Below are 15571 nucleotides of genomic sequence, written 5' to 3' on the forward strand. Positions count from 1 at the left end.
TGCATTAAAAAAGATCAAGGTTTAGATAATGTTGGTAAAAAAAAGCATGGTTTTTCCCATATCGGGCAAAAAGGTATTCAGTAAATTTAAAGGAATAATTCTTGCCATAAGCAAGCGTTCATGATAATCATGATTAACCGTGTATTGTAAAACAATATGCTTATTTAAAGTTCAAACTTATATAATTGAGATATGAGAAATAAGTTCAGACAATATCAAAACATTTTTCTAAGCAAGGCGCTCAAATTTAACAATTTATTTTCTGTAAGCGAATCTCTTTTTTGCAAACGATTTGATTAAAAAATGATTTACTCTTTTCTCGTTCTTTAGATTTCATATGAAAGTAGTCATAAATATGTTTTAAGCTTCTGTGGTAAGAAGGGCACTAAATGAATTAGTGTCCACTGAATCTTTTAATGGCGGCAATCTATAAATAAGACTACATTTGCTGAAATTTAAATTTTTAATCTGAGTAACTTATAATTATTTCTCTTGATACCCTTTATCAAGATCTTAATAGTAATAAAATTGTAATCAAAATAATAATAAGAAGTAATCTGTTATTAAGATATACATTATCGTTAAAAAGGTCTCTATTATTAGAGTAAGTAATTTGATGACATGTGATAAAAATAGTATTCTTGAATTATATAAGTAAAAAAATAAATGAAACTTTAGAAAATTTTTAGGTGCTATATTTAAAAAAGTTAGGACAGAGTTGGTTTTAAAAATCATTCTTTAGATTTTCTAGTAATGATGTGTGAGACGCTTAAGCGAGTTAAGATATATTATAAGTAAGTAGTGCTTAAATAATTTTCTTTAAAAATATTATTCTTCTTTCAGAATGTTTCTAGAAGAACGTAAATGGATATGTACAATCGCTAAATTTTTTAATGCCCTATTAAATAGGGGGAATATACTTTTGCTGTATGCGATAGTTTGAATAAACTAACATGTACACCTTAAATAATCTTAATATACTTATTATTCAATTAGAATACTCACTAACAATATACTAAATTTAAAAAATAACCTTTCCTTTATAAGGTTTATCTTTAGGATGGGAAAACTTTTGATAGTCATTTTTAAAAACCACAGATTGTTGTAGCAAATGGTTATCCAAAAGAGATTCTCGAAGTTGTTTTCTAAGACTATTTTTAGATTAAATTACGGAGATTCAATGTTAGAGGATTCACTCTTTTTGGTATCTAAATGATCTATCAAGTAAAAATATTGTTTTACTCGATATTGTCATTTTAACTGATAATAAAATTGCAAATTTTGAAGAATGTGTGTATCGTGGTTAAAATATGATACCGTGTAAAATACAGTAATCATTTATGATTAAAAGCGTAAAAGTAAATATTTTTATGATCTAAATAAAATAAATCTAACCGGTATGAAGAAGTGATTTATTACATTCAATAGAGATGTAATGTGTAATATACTTTTAACTCTCCAAAAGTAATTCATTTTATTTGCGCATTTGCATTAACTATTCTCATTTCATTGACTATAGATTTTTTAATGATTTAATGGAAATAAAATGGTTGAAAGAATTATGTATGAAATGGCTAAGAATCGTACTAGATTTCTCTAGTATCTTCTGTAGTGTCTATCTATAGTCTCTATAATGCAAACTTATAACATTATTTTTTCTAGATGATGTTGTGTTTTTTATTATCAGGAAATGTTAAATTTAAATATATAAATTAGGTAAGGTTTTATTCATACTATATTTTAGTATATTTTTATTAAAAAAAATTATTTTGCCTCGATATTCAAATTTATGAGTCTAATTTAATTAATACTTATGTGAGTATTGAAAATAACTGTACTTGATACTTTACTTGAAAGTAAATTTAAAAGAGTGTGCGCGCCATAATAATCCCTACAAATTTCCTGAATTCTAAGATTAATATCTACCGTTTAAAATTTGAAGTTTTGTGAAAAAATATGATGGATAAAGTCTAATTTTCTTGATAAACGGTAGAATACAGAGCTTGAGATGTGTGATAAAATTTCCCACATGAATAAAGTTCGTCATGTTACTAGCCAGACAATGTGGTTTTTTTTTAGTTTTTTTTGTATGGCTGTTTTAATCATTGCGGTCTTTTATATATATATGGAATGGCAGTTGCCGGATGTGAAAACCTTGCGTGATGTGCATTTACAAATCCCTTTAATGATTTATACGGCTGATGGAAAACTAATCGCCCAATTTGGCGCTAAAAGGCGAATTCCAGTCACTTTAGATCAAGTCCCCAAACCATTAATTAATGCCGTACTAGCCACTGAAGATGCACGTTTTTATAAACATCCTGGTATTGATTTAATTGGAATGATTCGTGCGGCAAAAGCAGTAATTATAACAGGCGAACGTTCTCAAGGTGCCAGCACCATTACAATGCAAGTCGCGCGTAATTTCTTTTTAACTCGTAAAAAAACCTATTCCCGAAAAATTAACGAAATTCTGTTAGCCTTAAAGATTGATAAGGAACTTAGCAAAGATAAAATCCTTGAATTGTATTTAAATAAAATTTATTTTGGCAATCGTGCTTATGGAGTGGCAGCTGCAGCTGAAGTTTATTATGGTAAATCGTTAAATCAATTAACGTTACCACAAATGGCAATGATTGCAGGGTTACCTCAAGCCCCTTCTCGAAATAATCCCATGGATAATCCGGAATCGGCTCTCCAAAGACGAAATCATGTACTAAGCCGTATGTATGAAGTAGGTTTTATTAAGAAACAGCAGTATTTAAAAGCTATTAAAGCCCCGATGATGGCAAAATATCATGCGGCTATCACTCAGGTGCAAGCACCTTATGTGGCTGAAATGGTTCGAGAAATGGTGATAGATAAATATGGTGAAGAGGCTTATAATCGGGGGTTAACGATTTATACAACACTGTCTTCAAAACTCCAAGAGGAAGCAAATCGGTGTGTGCGAGATGGATTAATTGCTTATGAAGAACGACATGGATATCGTAAATCTCAAGAAAACTTGGGTACTTTTGATCGATTAAGGTGGATCCAAGCATTACAGAAGAAACCTATCGTCGATGGTATTTTTCCAGCAGCAGTCCTATTAGTAGGGACTCATAGTATCCAGGCTCTCTTGGCCAATGGTCAGATAGTCACTCTCTCCTGGAGAGACTTGTCTTGGGCCAGAGCGGCTTTAGAAGAGGGCTATGTAGGTTCGGCACCTGTTCAAGCGAGCGATATTTTACAAAAAGGAGATGTTATTGAGGTGATTCAAACGCACAAACGCCAATGGCGATTGACCCAAATTCCTCAAGTAGAAGGAGCTTTAGTAGCTTTGAATCCAGAAAATGGGGCTTTATTAGCGCTAGTGGGGGGATTTGATTATGGGCACAGCAGTTTTAATCGTGTTACTCAAGCTGAGCGTCAACCAGGTTCAAATTTTAAACCTTTTCTTTATTCAGCTGCTTTAGCTAAAGGATATACGTTGGCTACTATAGTAAATGATGCACCTGTTGTTATTTCGGACTCAGGTGAAAATAGTTTATGGAGACCCATGAATGACACAAGAAAGTTTTATGGTCCTACTTCAATTCGAATGGGCTTAATCAAGTCTCGGAATTTGGTATCCATACGGTTATTGCAAAAAATCGGTATTTCTTACGCGATTCATTATCTGGAACGATTTGGTTTTAATCCTAGTTTATTACCTCACTCTCTTTCATTAGCTTTAGGTACGGCAAGCCTATCACCTTTACAGATCGCACGGGGTTATGCACTTTTTGCCAATGGTGGCTTTCGTATTAATCCGTATTTTATTACTCGAATTCAAGATCAATGGAAGCATATTTTATATCAAGCCCATCCATTACAAGCATATAGGGTTTGCGTGACTCAAACAACATTCCCAGTCCAGGAAGTACCTAATCCTATGGCGGCACCTCAAGTTATCACTCCTCAAAATGCATATTTGATTACTCAAGCTTTGCATGATGTAATTCGTTATGGTACAGGTTATAGTGCAAAAGTGCTCAACCGCGGAGATTTGGCAGGGAAAACGGGGACAACAAACGATAAAATTGATGCTTGGTTTTCTGGGTTCAACGCTAATTTAGAGACAACAGTTTGGGTTGGATACGATAATATGCACCCATTGTACGAATATGGGGCCCAAGCCGCTTTGCCCATTTGGGTTAACTTCATGCGTGCAGCTCTTCAAGGTCAACCTGAAGCTACTATGCCACAACCTCCTGGCATGGTAATGGTTCGCATAGACCCCCATACAGGTTGTTTAGCTGCACCAAATCAGTCTGATGCGATATTTGAAATATTTCGCCAACGTTATGCGCCTACAAAATTTTCTTCTGTTCCATCATTAATGCCTTTAGGAGGGGCTTCAGTAGATACAGATAATTCTAAATACGATGAACATTTATTTTAGTTTGGACCTCATCCTTGACGGTTCTCTCTCCAAACTTAAATAAAAGCCTGAAGTAAATCAGGGTCCGAAGGTTATATATATAAATTTTTAATTTTTTTGTTTTGTAAAGAAATTGTACTATACTGATTTCACTATTCAAATGGCTTACTATAAAGATTAGATCAGATCGTAATGTTTAGAAATTTTAATCCTTATTTTTTGAAATTTTCAAAGCTTTTGAGATTAAATCAGAAATCACAGAGGTAAGAAAAAATTTATTTGGAAGTTTACTAGTAATTTTGAAGCAGATGCTTGCTTATAAAATTCAAAAATATACTTTGAGATATTTCCTGACTTTTTGGTTATTTGTAAAAATTTTTGAGAATTAGTAATCTCTGCCTAGATTTTAAATTTATTACTAATCATTTAAGAATTTATAGTAGTTATGTTATTTGCGATTCCTTATAGAGGACAATAATCTTTAGGTTGAAGTGATCAAAACTAGTTGAATAATTATTGTTTTTGAAATATCTAACTACTTTTAACCTACCTGTATCTCTTCTAGAATTAAAAATTCGCATAACTATTGGTCATTATCTAAAAACACACTCCATTAAATATTATGATAATAAATATAAAAAGATCTTCAGTTAGTTAGGGGGGATTGAAGATGAGGTAAACATATTAACTCTGTCTCTGAATAATTAAAATCATTGACAATCTCTTTCAACTGATTTGAACGTTTGGTTGATGTCATTATTAATGAGCGGAAACTATTAATCCTGACTTAAATACTGAAGGCGTCTAATAAAAGTTTTTATAAATCATTACCTAATAAAAAATTATGGGAAATAATTTATTATTTTAAAATAGTACTGATTTGTAGCAATTATCTTTTGTTTTTAAGTGATACTAAATAAATTAAAAATATAGTAACAAAAATTAGCAGTAAAGGAAATTTTTTAGTGTTACTAAATATTAACATACTGAGGATTAAGGGTTGTGTTATTTTTTTTCAAAACTAAAAAAATTCTCTTTTTCCACTTTTTTTAAAGTGGATAAATTATTAGTCTACTAAAAAAGAGCTACAATGCAATAGTGTTAATAAAATTAAGGTTCTCCTGTGTGGTAATATAGATTCTTTAGAGAGTAAATATAATCTATATAATCTTTTTTGTAATATAAGTTTTTTTTATATGTGTGCCCCTTATGGGATCCTTTCACCTCATAAGCACCTATAGAAATAAAGTATTCTGCTGTTCTTCTTTCAAAGATTTTTAGCATAGTGCAGTCAAGATATCCCAGTTTGATTTTATTTGTATAGGACTGCGAAAACTGACTCTGTTTCACACGAAAGTTTGTGTTATTACCTTCTTAAATCTTAAGAAGGTAGCTGGTGTCGCCTATAATGGGTGGGGTTTTGTTAGGGGGGGGTATATGGGAGACGGCTTACTCAAATAGACTCTTACAGCCTTTTAAAGAAATTTAAATATTCCAGGAATTAAACTAATATTACCGATAATGAAGTAATACGATAATGGTCGAAATTTTATGAAGGAATAATTTAAAAAGCGAAATTAGAGAGTTTTAGTCATGAAAGGTTTTTATCAAAGTATCTTAAAAGGTAGGATATCATGAGCATCTTTGAGAGGATGCTCAAATTTCCTAAAGTAAAGTGTTCGCCCGCAGGGAGGAAGGAAAAATTCTGTTTTTACAAAAAGATCATGGTATAACAGTTCCGTGTATCCTTACCTTCTTCCCTAAAATTTGATAATTTGATTTTGTTTACTAAAACTTCCTTCGGAGGGAGGCTATTTCAGTATAGTTCAATTAGTATAGTATAGTGTAACCTCAATATTGCGATTAATAGGCAAAGTTGATTTTGATTATACGCTCCTTCTCAATAGAGCGAATTATAGACTTTTATGGGATTAATAGCCAAGATCGTTCATTTTCATATGTAACGCGCTAAAGCTCAGCCCATTTTAAATGAATTCCTAGAGATCCATTTAGATAATTGCTGTAGAAGAGTGGGGGAGGTATGGTTAAAAACCATCTCTTTGAAGCTTATAAAAGCCTACCTAATCAACAAAATAGTTATTTTAAGCAAAAAAATTCCCTAGGAGAGAGGTATATAAAGCGTGTTGTGAGTAGGAGGAGTATCCTAGGTTTGTATCTTTTCTTAAGAAAAAAGTGGGGGGGTTGTTTTTTCTTCTCTTAACAGAGTGTAGAAAGGCCTGTACTGGTAAATTAACTTCACTTAGTATATCATTGTAAGGTTGCTCAAAGAAAAAAAACACACTAAAGTGAGTCAGTCATTCACTTTAGTACTTTCAAGTATTTTATTATGCCATATAAAAAATACATGTGCTTATTATGTGGTTTTATCTACGAAGAAGAAAAAGGCTGGCCTGAAGATGGTATTGCTCCCGGAACGTACTGGGACGATTTATCCGAAGAGTGGTTTTGCCCTGAATGTGGTGCGATGAAATCAGATTTTGAAATGATTGAAATGTAAAGTTGTTAAAAATAGCTAATCTAGAGATACTATCAAACACCAAATAATGTTCAAATGTTATTAAATCAGTAGTAAAACTAGTATGCGTATAGTTAAGGTAGATTATAGGCGTTTTTAAAATCTAATAGATACATTTAGACAAATAAAATAAAAAATTTACAAAAAATATTACTAATTCTAATTTGATATACACCCTAAAGTATAGGAATAAATAAAATAATTGGCTCAATCTCAAATAAACTAAATCCCAGAGAAGTCACTATCAACTAAAGACAGTTACTAAAATAGTATAGGGTCTCATGAATATCTCAAATAGTTTTTTGCTTCATAATTTTAAATTGTTTAGTAATTTGAGCTTCCGCTTAATCCTGATATATAAAACATTGTAGTCGGGAAAAAAGCAGATAAATTTAAAAGCACAAAGAATAATATATAACGAGTCTCTAGAAGATGTGCTATATTGTACCAAGGGGGGGTTAGTAAGTCTAAAGAAATAAGATCATCCTTTTGGGATGAGGATAATCCTCCAAAATCTCTAAATCTAGGCTTTAAGTATAGGTATAGATTAACTGAAAATTTGAAAAAATTAGCTCATTGACAGTAAGGTAAAATAATTTAATAATTGATCGTATGATAGATTTAGTACGACTTTCCCCTGAAAAAAAACAGCCTACTCTAATTTTTACTGAGGCTGCAGCTTCTAAAGTAAAAGGACTCATTGATGAAGAAAATAATCCTCATCTAAATTTACGTGTTTTTATTACTGGTGGTGGTTGTTCAGGATTTCAATATGGATTTACTTTGGATGAAAGTATACACTCCGATGATTTGGTTATTGAGAAAACCTTAGAGATCAAAGAAGAAGAGAATGAATATGGTGAAAATGGTTCAGTAGGAAGATTAGTAAGGTTATTAGTTGATCCTTTAAGTTTCCAATATCTTCAAGGTGCTGAAATTGATTATCGTGAAGATATAAGTGGTGCTCAATTTGTAATTCGTAACCCTAATGCAAAAACTACCTGTGGTTGCGGCTCTTCTTTTACAGTGTGAAGACTTCTTGAAGACTGCTTTAAATTATATAAACATCAAAACGGCTACTTTTACCTGTGTAAAATATAGTAGGATTGGTATTTGTTAATGTAAGGGCTAATCTTGGACGTTTAACAACGACACGATATTTCGCTTTCTTTAAAGCGATCTCTAAGAGTTGAGGTGCATCTTCATCTTGACCTACTACATGACGTAGTACACGCATTTCTTTTTTTACGAGAGCAGATTTTTTTCGAATGGGATACATAGGGTCCATATAAATTACATCGTAAGAAGTGTTAGGTTTTAAAAGATAACTTTGTGCTTCTGTTTCAACTAATTTTAATTTTAAGGTCTTAAACCAGTCAGTTGTTTGAGCTCGAGCTAAACCTTCTTTTAATAATGTAGCGATAATGGGATTACGTTCTAGCATAGTTACGTTATATCCAAGAGTAGCGAGAATTAAAGCATCTCTACCTAAGCCTGCTGTTAAATCTAAAATATTCAGGTGAGAATACGGTTTTAATTTAACAGCACGAGTGATTAATTGAGTACAGTCGCCTTTAAATAAGCGTCTATGATCCAAGGTTTTTTTAAGGAAATCTACATATACAGGACCCGGTGCTTTTAGATCGGTTAAACGCAGTTCAATACGAACAGGTGTGACAGTCAATAAAATTGGATAATTTTTAGTAGTAGGGGTTACCAAATCTAAGTTTAATGCAATTGCAAGTTTTTCTGCATATTGTTGACGTGATTCATCTAGGTAAGTAACAGCGATACTATCAGGCATTCTCTCACTCTCAGTAAGTTTGTCGTGTATATTTAAATTGTTTTTCTAAAAAATCGACGAATTGTTCTGCGATATTTATTTTAAATTGAGTTTCTAATTCTCGAATCCCGGTGGGACTGGTAACATTAATTTCTGTTAAATAATCTCCAATTATATCAAGGCCAACAAACCAAAGGCCTTTTTGAGCTAAGCTTGGCCCTACTTGTTGACATATCCATTGATCGCGATTAGTCAGTTCTTGTCCTACTCCTATAGCACCTGCTGCTAAATTTCCACGAAAATCACCTTTTGATGGAATTCGTGCTAAAGCATAAGGAATAGGTGTACCATTAATTAAAATAATTCGCTTATCGCCATCTTTAATGCTTGGAATAAATTTCTGTGCCATGACGAGTTGTTTTCCGTTGTCTGTCATGGTGTCAATAATGACAAAGACATTAGGATCCTGAGTGGTTAATCGAAAAATTGATTTACCTGCCATTGCTCCAAGCGGTTTCATGATAATTTCTTTCTGTTCCTGGAGAAAGAGTTGTAATAACTCCTTACGTGAGGTAACCAAAGTTTTTGGTATGCATTGAGGAAACCAATTAGAGAATAATTTTTCATTAGCATCACGTAAACTTGCTGGTTTGTTCACTACGAATAATCCATCTTTTTCAGCAAGTTCTAGCAAATACGTTAAATAAATATAAGACATATTAAATGGTGGATCTTTTCGCATAAGAAAAATATCAAGCCAATTTAAGGGGTGGATATAGGGGGTGCTTAACTTAAACCATGAAGAGGTATTATCTTTTACATAAAGACGGCGCATAAAAGCATGTACTTTTCTATTTCGTAAAAAGATATCCGTTGATTCCATGTAATAAAGTTTATAATTTCTTGCTTGAAGAGCCAGTAATAAAGCAAAGCTTGTATCTTTATAAATATGAATGTTAGAGATAGGGTCCATGAGGATGCCAATTTTCATTTTAAGTCCCTCTTATTAAATATTAAATAATGCCAATTCACGAGCTGCTGCTAATGCGGCAAGACGTGCGATTGCCCCATAAACATAAAATTGGTTGCTAAACTTATTGGTTTCACAGGGTGCACTGTAAGGAGTGTTGAATGCCATAGGAATAAAATACATCCCTGGGGTATTTAAATTTTCTTTAGGCCCGCGCCCTTTATGAATACGATAAAAACCACCAATTACATGGCGACCGAATAAATAGATGACAGGTTCAGCTACAGCATTTGATTCTTTCGTTGTTTCAAAAGAATACACTCCTTCTTGGATAATGGCTTTAGTCACGGGGAGGCCGCCTTTCGAAGTAGACATTCGTGTGCGTTGTTTACGATTCAGGTAACGCAAGGCTTCGGGTTTTTGAATCATCATCACGTTCATACCATAAGTTCCAGCATCTGCTTTAATAGCCAGAAATGGCTCTTCAGGAATATTGTATTGAGTATATTTTTTTTTAACAGCGTGTAGGATACCTTCAGATCGGTTAACGAGACATTCTTCGCCTGCTTTTTTAAGAAAATTAACCTCCGGACATTGATCGAAAAAAGTGCTAATCAACCATGGATCCAGATTTATGAGAGAGGCAAATTCTTTGGAAACAGCTCCATAAACTGTGAAGTGCCTTGATTTCAGGCGAGTTGCCCAACCAAGTTGAGGGGTTGGTATGATTTGTTGGTTAAGGTTTTGAAAAATATCAGAGACTTGCTCGGATAAGTCATTATTTAATATGACGTAAGATGGGAAAAAGTCCTTTACTCCTAATTTGTCTCTTTTTCGTTTTAAAGGTTCAATTCGTAGTTTACGACCTGAAGGTAATACATAAATTTGAAACTCAGATAACGAAGAATCCAATGAACCAATACGTACCTCAAATCCTGCGTTTTTTAAAATTTCTTGGAGCATGGCTAAACTTTCAAAATAATACATATTGCGGGAGTGGCTTTCGGGAATGATGAGTAGACGTGTGACATCTGAGCAAATCTCCGCTATAGTGGCTTGTACAGCTTGGATGTAAAGAGACATATAATCTGGATTTAGATTGTTAAAGCCGGAAGGAAAAAGATTAGTGTCTATCGGCGCTAATTTAAATCCTGAGTTACGCAGGTCTACAGATGTATAAAAAAGTGGGGGTGTTTTTAACCATTGTTCACGAAACCACGTTTCAATATCTATTTGATGTTCTAAAAACCCTTTTTCTAATTGGCGGAAAGAACTAGTAAAAACAGAGTTAAATTGGGATGTGGTTAAGTTGGGAAACATATGTTAATTTCCTATAAGATTGATTGATAAAAGAATCATCTGAAAAGGCTCTGAACTTAGCAATTCCAGGATTCCAGGGGTTCGTGTGTTAATTAACTTCATTCTTATCTTTAAGATTAGTCTTTTTATCATCCCTGATTGATGATGGCTTTTTTCTTTCTAAGGTCGTTTAATTTTAACGCAATTAATTGGTTAATAAGATAATGAATTGGAGTGGAAAAATCATTGGGATGTTCTTGGGCTTTTTTTTGGCTGGCCCGGTAGGGATTATTGCTGGTTTGGTTTTGGGTCATATTATTTTCGATCAAGGTTGGTTTCACCAGTGGTTAAAATCGCTTTCTTCTGATCGCTTCTCAAAAACTAAAGTTCAGGAAGTATTTTTCAATGCCACTTTCCGTGTAATGGGTTTCGTAGCTAAATCAGATGGCCGAGTTTCTGAAAATGAAATTCGTCAAGCTCGTGATGTAATGCAACAGATGGGCTTAGATGATCACATGAAAGAAGAAGCTATCCGTTTATTTACGGAGGGTAAACAAGCCAATTTCAAGATCGGTGTTGTTCTCAATCAATTACGGCATACATGCTTTTTTCAACCCGCTTTATTACGAATGTTTTTAGAAATTCAGATTCAAATGGCTTATGCGGATGGGAGATGGATGAGTGAATATAAGCGACAAGTATTGCAATACATTTGCGAACGCCTTGAGATACGAGATTGCCAATATCATCAATTTAAACAACCCTTTCAGGCCAAAGAACAATACTATCAACAGTATCAAAACTCTCCATCCAATTTTCATGTTCATTTAAACGATGCCTATAAAATATTAGGACTAACTATGAACGCTACTGATTCTGAAATTAAAAAAACTTATCGACGCTTGATGAGTCAACATCACCCTGATAAATTGATAGCAAAAGGATTGCCACCAGAAATGATTAAAATGGCTACTCAAAAGACTCAACAAATTAAAAATGCTTACGAACAAATTCGAAAAGTTACTGGAATAGTATGAAAAGAAAGAATTATATTATTTTTCAATCAGTTAAATTGGGATAGCATGAGCGGAGAGTTTTTTCAAAAAAAAATTATTTCCGCATCAATTTTGTCAGCTAATTTTGCTCGCTTAGGGGAAGAAGTAGAGCAAGTGGTAGAAGCAGGTGTTGACTATATTCATTTTGATGTGATGGATCACCATTTTGTACCAAATTTAAGTTTTGGTCCTGTAGTATGCGAAGCGTTGCGTAAAGCCGGAATTTCTATTCCTATTGATGTGCATCTGATGGTGGAAAATCCAAACGATTTTATAAAAGCATTTGCGAATGCCGGCGCTAATTTAATTACTTTCCATGTCGAAAAATTAAAAAATATTGAGAAAACACTTACTTTAATTGATCAATCTGGAATGAAAAAGGGACTTGCTTTTAATCCAGAGCAATCGGTATTGTTGTTACCGGACGATATTTTAAAAGAAGTTGATTTAATTTTATTGATGTCGGTTAATCCAGGTTTTGCAGGTCAATCTTTTATAAAAAAAAGTTTAGAAAAAATTATAGTTACAAAAAAATGCTTAGAAATATTGAAGAGTAAGGCGATGCTTGGGATTGATGGTGGAATAAAAGTAAATAATATTGGAGCGGTATCTAAAGCTGGAGCCAATTTCTTTGTAGTAGGCTCTGGATTGTTTCATGCTTTAAACTATCAAAAAGAAATTCAAGGGATTCGAGCAGTATTAATTTAGGATTAGGCAGAGAAAAATTTTAATATTAAATCTAATAAGTTAGAGTTGTCATAATTTTAACATGGAGTCCCATTAATTTTTTCATGGTATCAGGTAATTCTTCTGCCCCTGCTGATTTTGCTTTTTGACTATGAAAAGTTTATCTTTTTACATTGGTTCCATAATTTTTTTGGCTTTTAAAATCAATAAAGTATATTTTTAAAAAAAGTATGTTTTTTAAATGATTTTCTAAAGGTGCCTAACCTTGTTTTTCTGTTTCTTCAACAAAACCAAGGATCCACTGATCCTCCAGGTGCACCTACTAATACTCCTATGAGCAAGGCATTGATGTACCAAAAAATATTGAAATAATTAGTATGCCTCCAATGCCTCTATGTAATCTTGATCTCATATTAAATAATCGGTTGCTTCCTTCGTCGCTGTTTCTAACAGCGATTAGACTACTGAATTTCGAGATAAAATTATTTGTCCACGATAAATGGCTTGAGCACATACTTCTCCACTATGGTTTACTCTCATATACCTAAATACTATTCTGTATTTCAGAATGAGATAAAAGTGGTTCAAGAAGTTCCTTTGCTAGGTTTTGAGGTTGAATTCTGGATTAATTAAATATGGTTTCTATATAAAATAATGACATTGTAGAATGACCTTATCGAAGACCGAATACTAGTGAAGATTATAGATTATAATAATTATCCATATTTATTTTGTACGATGAATTTAATTATACTTAGATAACATAAAGATAAGATAAAATTCTTTTTCATCTACCGAAAAGTAATAAACTATAGGGGACTGTACTTACTGTACCTCTTAATACAAAAAATATTGTAAGCATTTTTTTATAAGCATTGTAAGTATTTTTTAATTGTTTTGTGAAAAACTTAGTTGATAATAATGATGAGGTAATTTTATTGCATAAGAGAAATCTAAAATATTTTTGCCATTTAGATGCAGATAAAGTATTATCCCACAAATTTCTTTTAAAATGTTCCTATTCTTTAATTGAAAGACAGTAAAAATTAAAGGCTTGTTTTTTTGGGGGGGGACATATTTATAATTAGCAAAAAGTGTTTTTAATATATATTCCAACTAACTTAAATTTTAATACAGATACAGGTAAGCATAGCCTTAGTAGGGTCTAACTACTTTTAAAAACGTGGATGTCTTTTTAATTATTAACAACAGAGGAAAGATAAAAAGTTATTTAAGAAAAGTATTTTTGTTAAATTACTAAGTGTTTATACATAAAGTTTTTGTGATTTGATTTAGATTACTTTGATATCATATATCAAAAATCATATATCAAAAATTGTTTTTTTATCATAAATAAGTATTATATAAGAAAGGAATAGCAAAAGTTAAAACTGACAAATGTCTAGAAATTTTATATACTCCTATGAGACTTAAGCCAGTCATATATATTTCTTTGTGAGAGATAATAATATATATTTTATTAGCTAGTAGTAGCCTTTAATTAGCAGCTTTTAGCAGAATTTTTTGAAAAAACTTAAAGTTAGAGTAACAATACATTCCTTACAATGTATCAAAATTAAATTTACAATCGAGTGCTCAGTATAAAAAATCCCTGCAAACTGTAGGAGGAGGTTATCGGTAAATTTTATCCTCACAAAAATGGAACCACTTGTTATACAGAAAGTGCTTCTTGCTTTTAATAACACAATAACTATTTCCCCTCTTTTTTCTTGTAATCGCTATCCTTTTGTAGATGAATAGGGGCACACTTATGGGGAGCTCTTGATGGGGATCCTAAATCATTCGCAGTTATGATGCCGTTTTATACCGAAGCTCGACTTTCTTTCTATATGTTTGGCTGTTATGATTTAAACTTTAAGATGGGAGAACTCTGAATTGGATCTTTTATTTCGATGCTAGATTCTTTTATTTTGATGTTAGATTATTACAAGAACCAATTCTTTTTTTCCAGTTCACTTACCAAATATATTATTAAGTGGGAGATCAGGAATTGCAGTAAGTATGGTAATAGATAATTATCCTGACCCCCATAATCTTGTTGAGGTAGCAGATACCTACGTTGATTTATTAGATAACCCCGAGGCCACTTTAAAAGAAGTGATAAAATTTATTTAAGGGTCTAACTATCCAACGTTTGCTGTAATTATCACTACTATTATCAATAGTAGTAGTGCAATTCAAATCATCTATGGAGCAAAAAAGTAGCTTATGTTTATATAACTGGTTGTAAGGTATTGTTAAGAACATCAGGAAGCTGTAATTTCCATTTTACCGCATGATGTTTTAAGTAATTGAATTTTAGAGCAGGTTGTAGCATAGTTAATTTTTAAAAAGTTACTTACTGTAAGTGATATTATAATGAGTCAAATCATAAAAATCCCAAGTGGCTTTATTATGTTTCCTCGCTTTCATAGGATGAATAATTGATGAACTAATGATGTATTTGTTTGCCGTAACAGATTTAGAACATAGTTATCAGGTTAATTTAAATGTTATCGGAGGAGTTAAACGGACGGCCATAGATATATTAAAAATTTGCTGTCTTTTTTTAAAAGAATGTTATCTTATATCAAATCTAAAGCGTTTGGAAATGGTTGTAATATTGATTGGAAATCGATATTTAATGATTGCATATCTTAGATAAATTGATGATTATCTTTTGAATTTAGAAAAAATTATTATGATTATGCTCAAGAAGAGAAGCCAAAACCTGTTTTAATGAAACAATTTAAACCAAGCTAAAACTAACATAATCTTATTCTTGAAATTAAATTACGTCAATTGGCTAGACTTAGAGAAAAGAGAATTTGAGCAG

10 protein-coding genes are annotated in these 15571 nt (G+C 32.3%); 6 read left to right on the forward strand and 4 right to left on the reverse strand.

Features of this window, described 5'->3' with window-relative positions; all coding sequences use genetic code 11:
* Nucleotides 1-2029 precede the first annotated feature (2029 nt).
* From CLERM_RS01245 to erpA, 3 genes are all read left to right on the forward strand, one after another.
* Nucleotides 2030-4426 (forward strand): penicillin-binding protein 1A, encoded by a 2397-nt coding sequence (locus tag CLERM_RS01245; RefSeq protein WP_102156803.1) that lies wholly within the window; start codon nucleotides 2030-2032, stop codon nucleotides 4424-4426.
* A gap of 2326 nt (nucleotides 4427-6752) precedes the next feature.
* Nucleotides 6753-6923, forward strand: a complete 171-nt coding sequence (locus CLERM_RS01250) for a rubredoxin (RefSeq protein ID WP_102156794.1) — start codon at nucleotides 6753-6755, stop codon at nucleotides 6921-6923.
* 630 nt (nucleotides 6924-7553) lie between these two features.
* Nucleotides 7554-7973, forward strand: a complete 420-nt coding sequence (gene erpA / locus CLERM_RS01255; RefSeq protein ID WP_102156795.1) for an iron-sulfur cluster insertion protein ErpA — start codon at nucleotides 7554-7556, stop codon at nucleotides 7971-7973.
* A gap of 19 nt (nucleotides 7974-7992) precedes the next feature.
* On the opposite strand, the gene CLERM_RS01260 is transcribed toward erpA, so the two are convergent.
* From CLERM_RS01260 to gshA, 3 genes are read right to left on the reverse strand one after another with little or no spacing between them, the layout of a single operon-like run.
* Nucleotides 7993-8745, reverse strand: coding sequence for a class I SAM-dependent methyltransferase (locus tag CLERM_RS01260; protein WP_102156796.1), 753 nt, complete (start codon nucleotides 8743-8745; stop codon nucleotides 7993-7995).
* A 10-nt stretch (nucleotides 8746-8755) separates the two neighbouring features.
* The gene (gene gshB / locus CLERM_RS01265) at nucleotides 8756-9715 is read right to left on the reverse strand and encodes a glutathione synthase (RefSeq protein WP_102156797.1); all 960 of its coding nucleotides are present in this window, start codon (nucleotides 9713-9715) and stop codon (nucleotides 8756-8758) included.
* A gap of 15 nt (nucleotides 9716-9730) precedes the next feature.
* Nucleotides 9731-11014: a glutamate--cysteine ligase gene (gene gshA / locus CLERM_RS01270; protein WP_102156798.1), complete on the reverse strand. Its 1284-nt coding sequence runs from the start codon at nucleotides 11012-11014 to the stop codon at nucleotides 9731-9733.
* Nucleotides 11015-11217: 203 nt separating this feature from the next.
* Between gshA and djlA the strand changes: the two genes are divergently transcribed.
* Entirely contained in the window at nucleotides 11218-12030 is an 813-nt protein-coding gene (gene djlA / locus CLERM_RS01275) for a co-chaperone DjlA (RefSeq protein ID WP_102156799.1), read from the forward strand.
* Between the two features lie 45 nt (nucleotides 12031-12075).
* The gene (gene rpe / locus CLERM_RS01280) at nucleotides 12076-12756 is read left to right on the forward strand and encodes a ribulose-phosphate 3-epimerase (RefSeq protein WP_102156800.1); all 681 of its coding nucleotides are present in this window, start codon (nucleotides 12076-12078) and stop codon (nucleotides 12754-12756) included.
* 435 nt (nucleotides 12757-13191) lie between these two features.
* On the opposite strand, the gene CLERM_RS04205 is transcribed toward rpe, so the two are convergent.
* Complete coding sequence (locus CLERM_RS04205; RefSeq protein WP_102156801.1) at nucleotides 13192-13275, reverse strand: demethoxyubiquinone hydroxylase family protein; 84 nt, start codon at nucleotides 13273-13275, stop codon at nucleotides 13192-13194.
* A 1915-nt stretch (nucleotides 13276-15190) separates the two neighbouring features.
* On the opposite strand from CLERM_RS04205, the gene CLERM_RS01290 reads away from it, so the two are divergent.
* Nucleotides 15191-15400: a hypothetical protein gene (locus CLERM_RS01290; protein WP_145996288.1), complete on the forward strand. Its 210-nt coding sequence runs from the start codon at nucleotides 15191-15193 to the stop codon at nucleotides 15398-15400.
* The last annotated feature ends 171 nt before the right edge of the window (nucleotides 15401-15571 follow it).

The sequence above is a fragment of the Coxiella-like endosymbiont genome (assembly GCF_002871095.1).
In the GTDB taxonomy this organism is placed as follows: domain Bacteria; phylum Pseudomonadota; class Gammaproteobacteria; order Coxiellales; family Coxiellaceae; genus Coxiella.

Excerpts from the sequence above, each read along its gene's own strand:
- djlA (WP_102156799.1), top strand. The coding sequence starts at position 11,218 with ATGAATTGGAGTGGAAAAATCATTGGGATGTTCTTGGGCTTTTTTTTG.
- CLERM_RS01290 (WP_145996288.1), top strand. The coding sequence starts at position 15,191 with ATGATGTATTTGTTTGCCGTAACAGATTTAGAACATAGTTATCAGGTT.
- gshB (WP_102156797.1), bottom strand. The coding sequence starts at position 9,715 with ATGAAAATTGGCATCCTCATGGACCCTATCTCTAACATTCATATTTAT.
- gshA (WP_102156798.1), bottom strand. The coding sequence starts at position 11,014 with ATGTTTCCCAACTTAACCACATCCCAATTTAACTCTGTTTTTACTAGT.
- CLERM_RS04205 (WP_102156801.1), bottom strand. The coding sequence starts at position 13,275 with ATGAGAGTAAACCATAGTGGAGAAGTATGTGCTCAAGCCATTTATCGT.
- rpe (WP_102156800.1), top strand. The coding sequence starts at position 12,076 with ATGAGCGGAGAGTTTTTTCAAAAAAAAATTATTTCCGCATCAATTTTG.
- CLERM_RS01250 (WP_102156794.1), top strand. The coding sequence starts at position 6,753 with ATGCCATATAAAAAATACATGTGCTTATTATGTGGTTTTATCTACGAA.
- CLERM_RS01245 (WP_102156803.1), top strand. The coding sequence starts at position 2,030 with ATGAATAAAGTTCGTCATGTTACTAGCCAGACAATGTGGTTTTTTTTT.
- erpA (WP_102156795.1), top strand. The coding sequence starts at position 7,554 with ATGATAGATTTAGTACGACTTTCCCCTGAAAAAAAACAGCCTACTCTA.
- CLERM_RS01260 (WP_102156796.1), bottom strand. The coding sequence starts at position 8,745 with ATGCCTGATAGTATCGCTGTTACTTACCTAGATGAATCACGTCAACAA.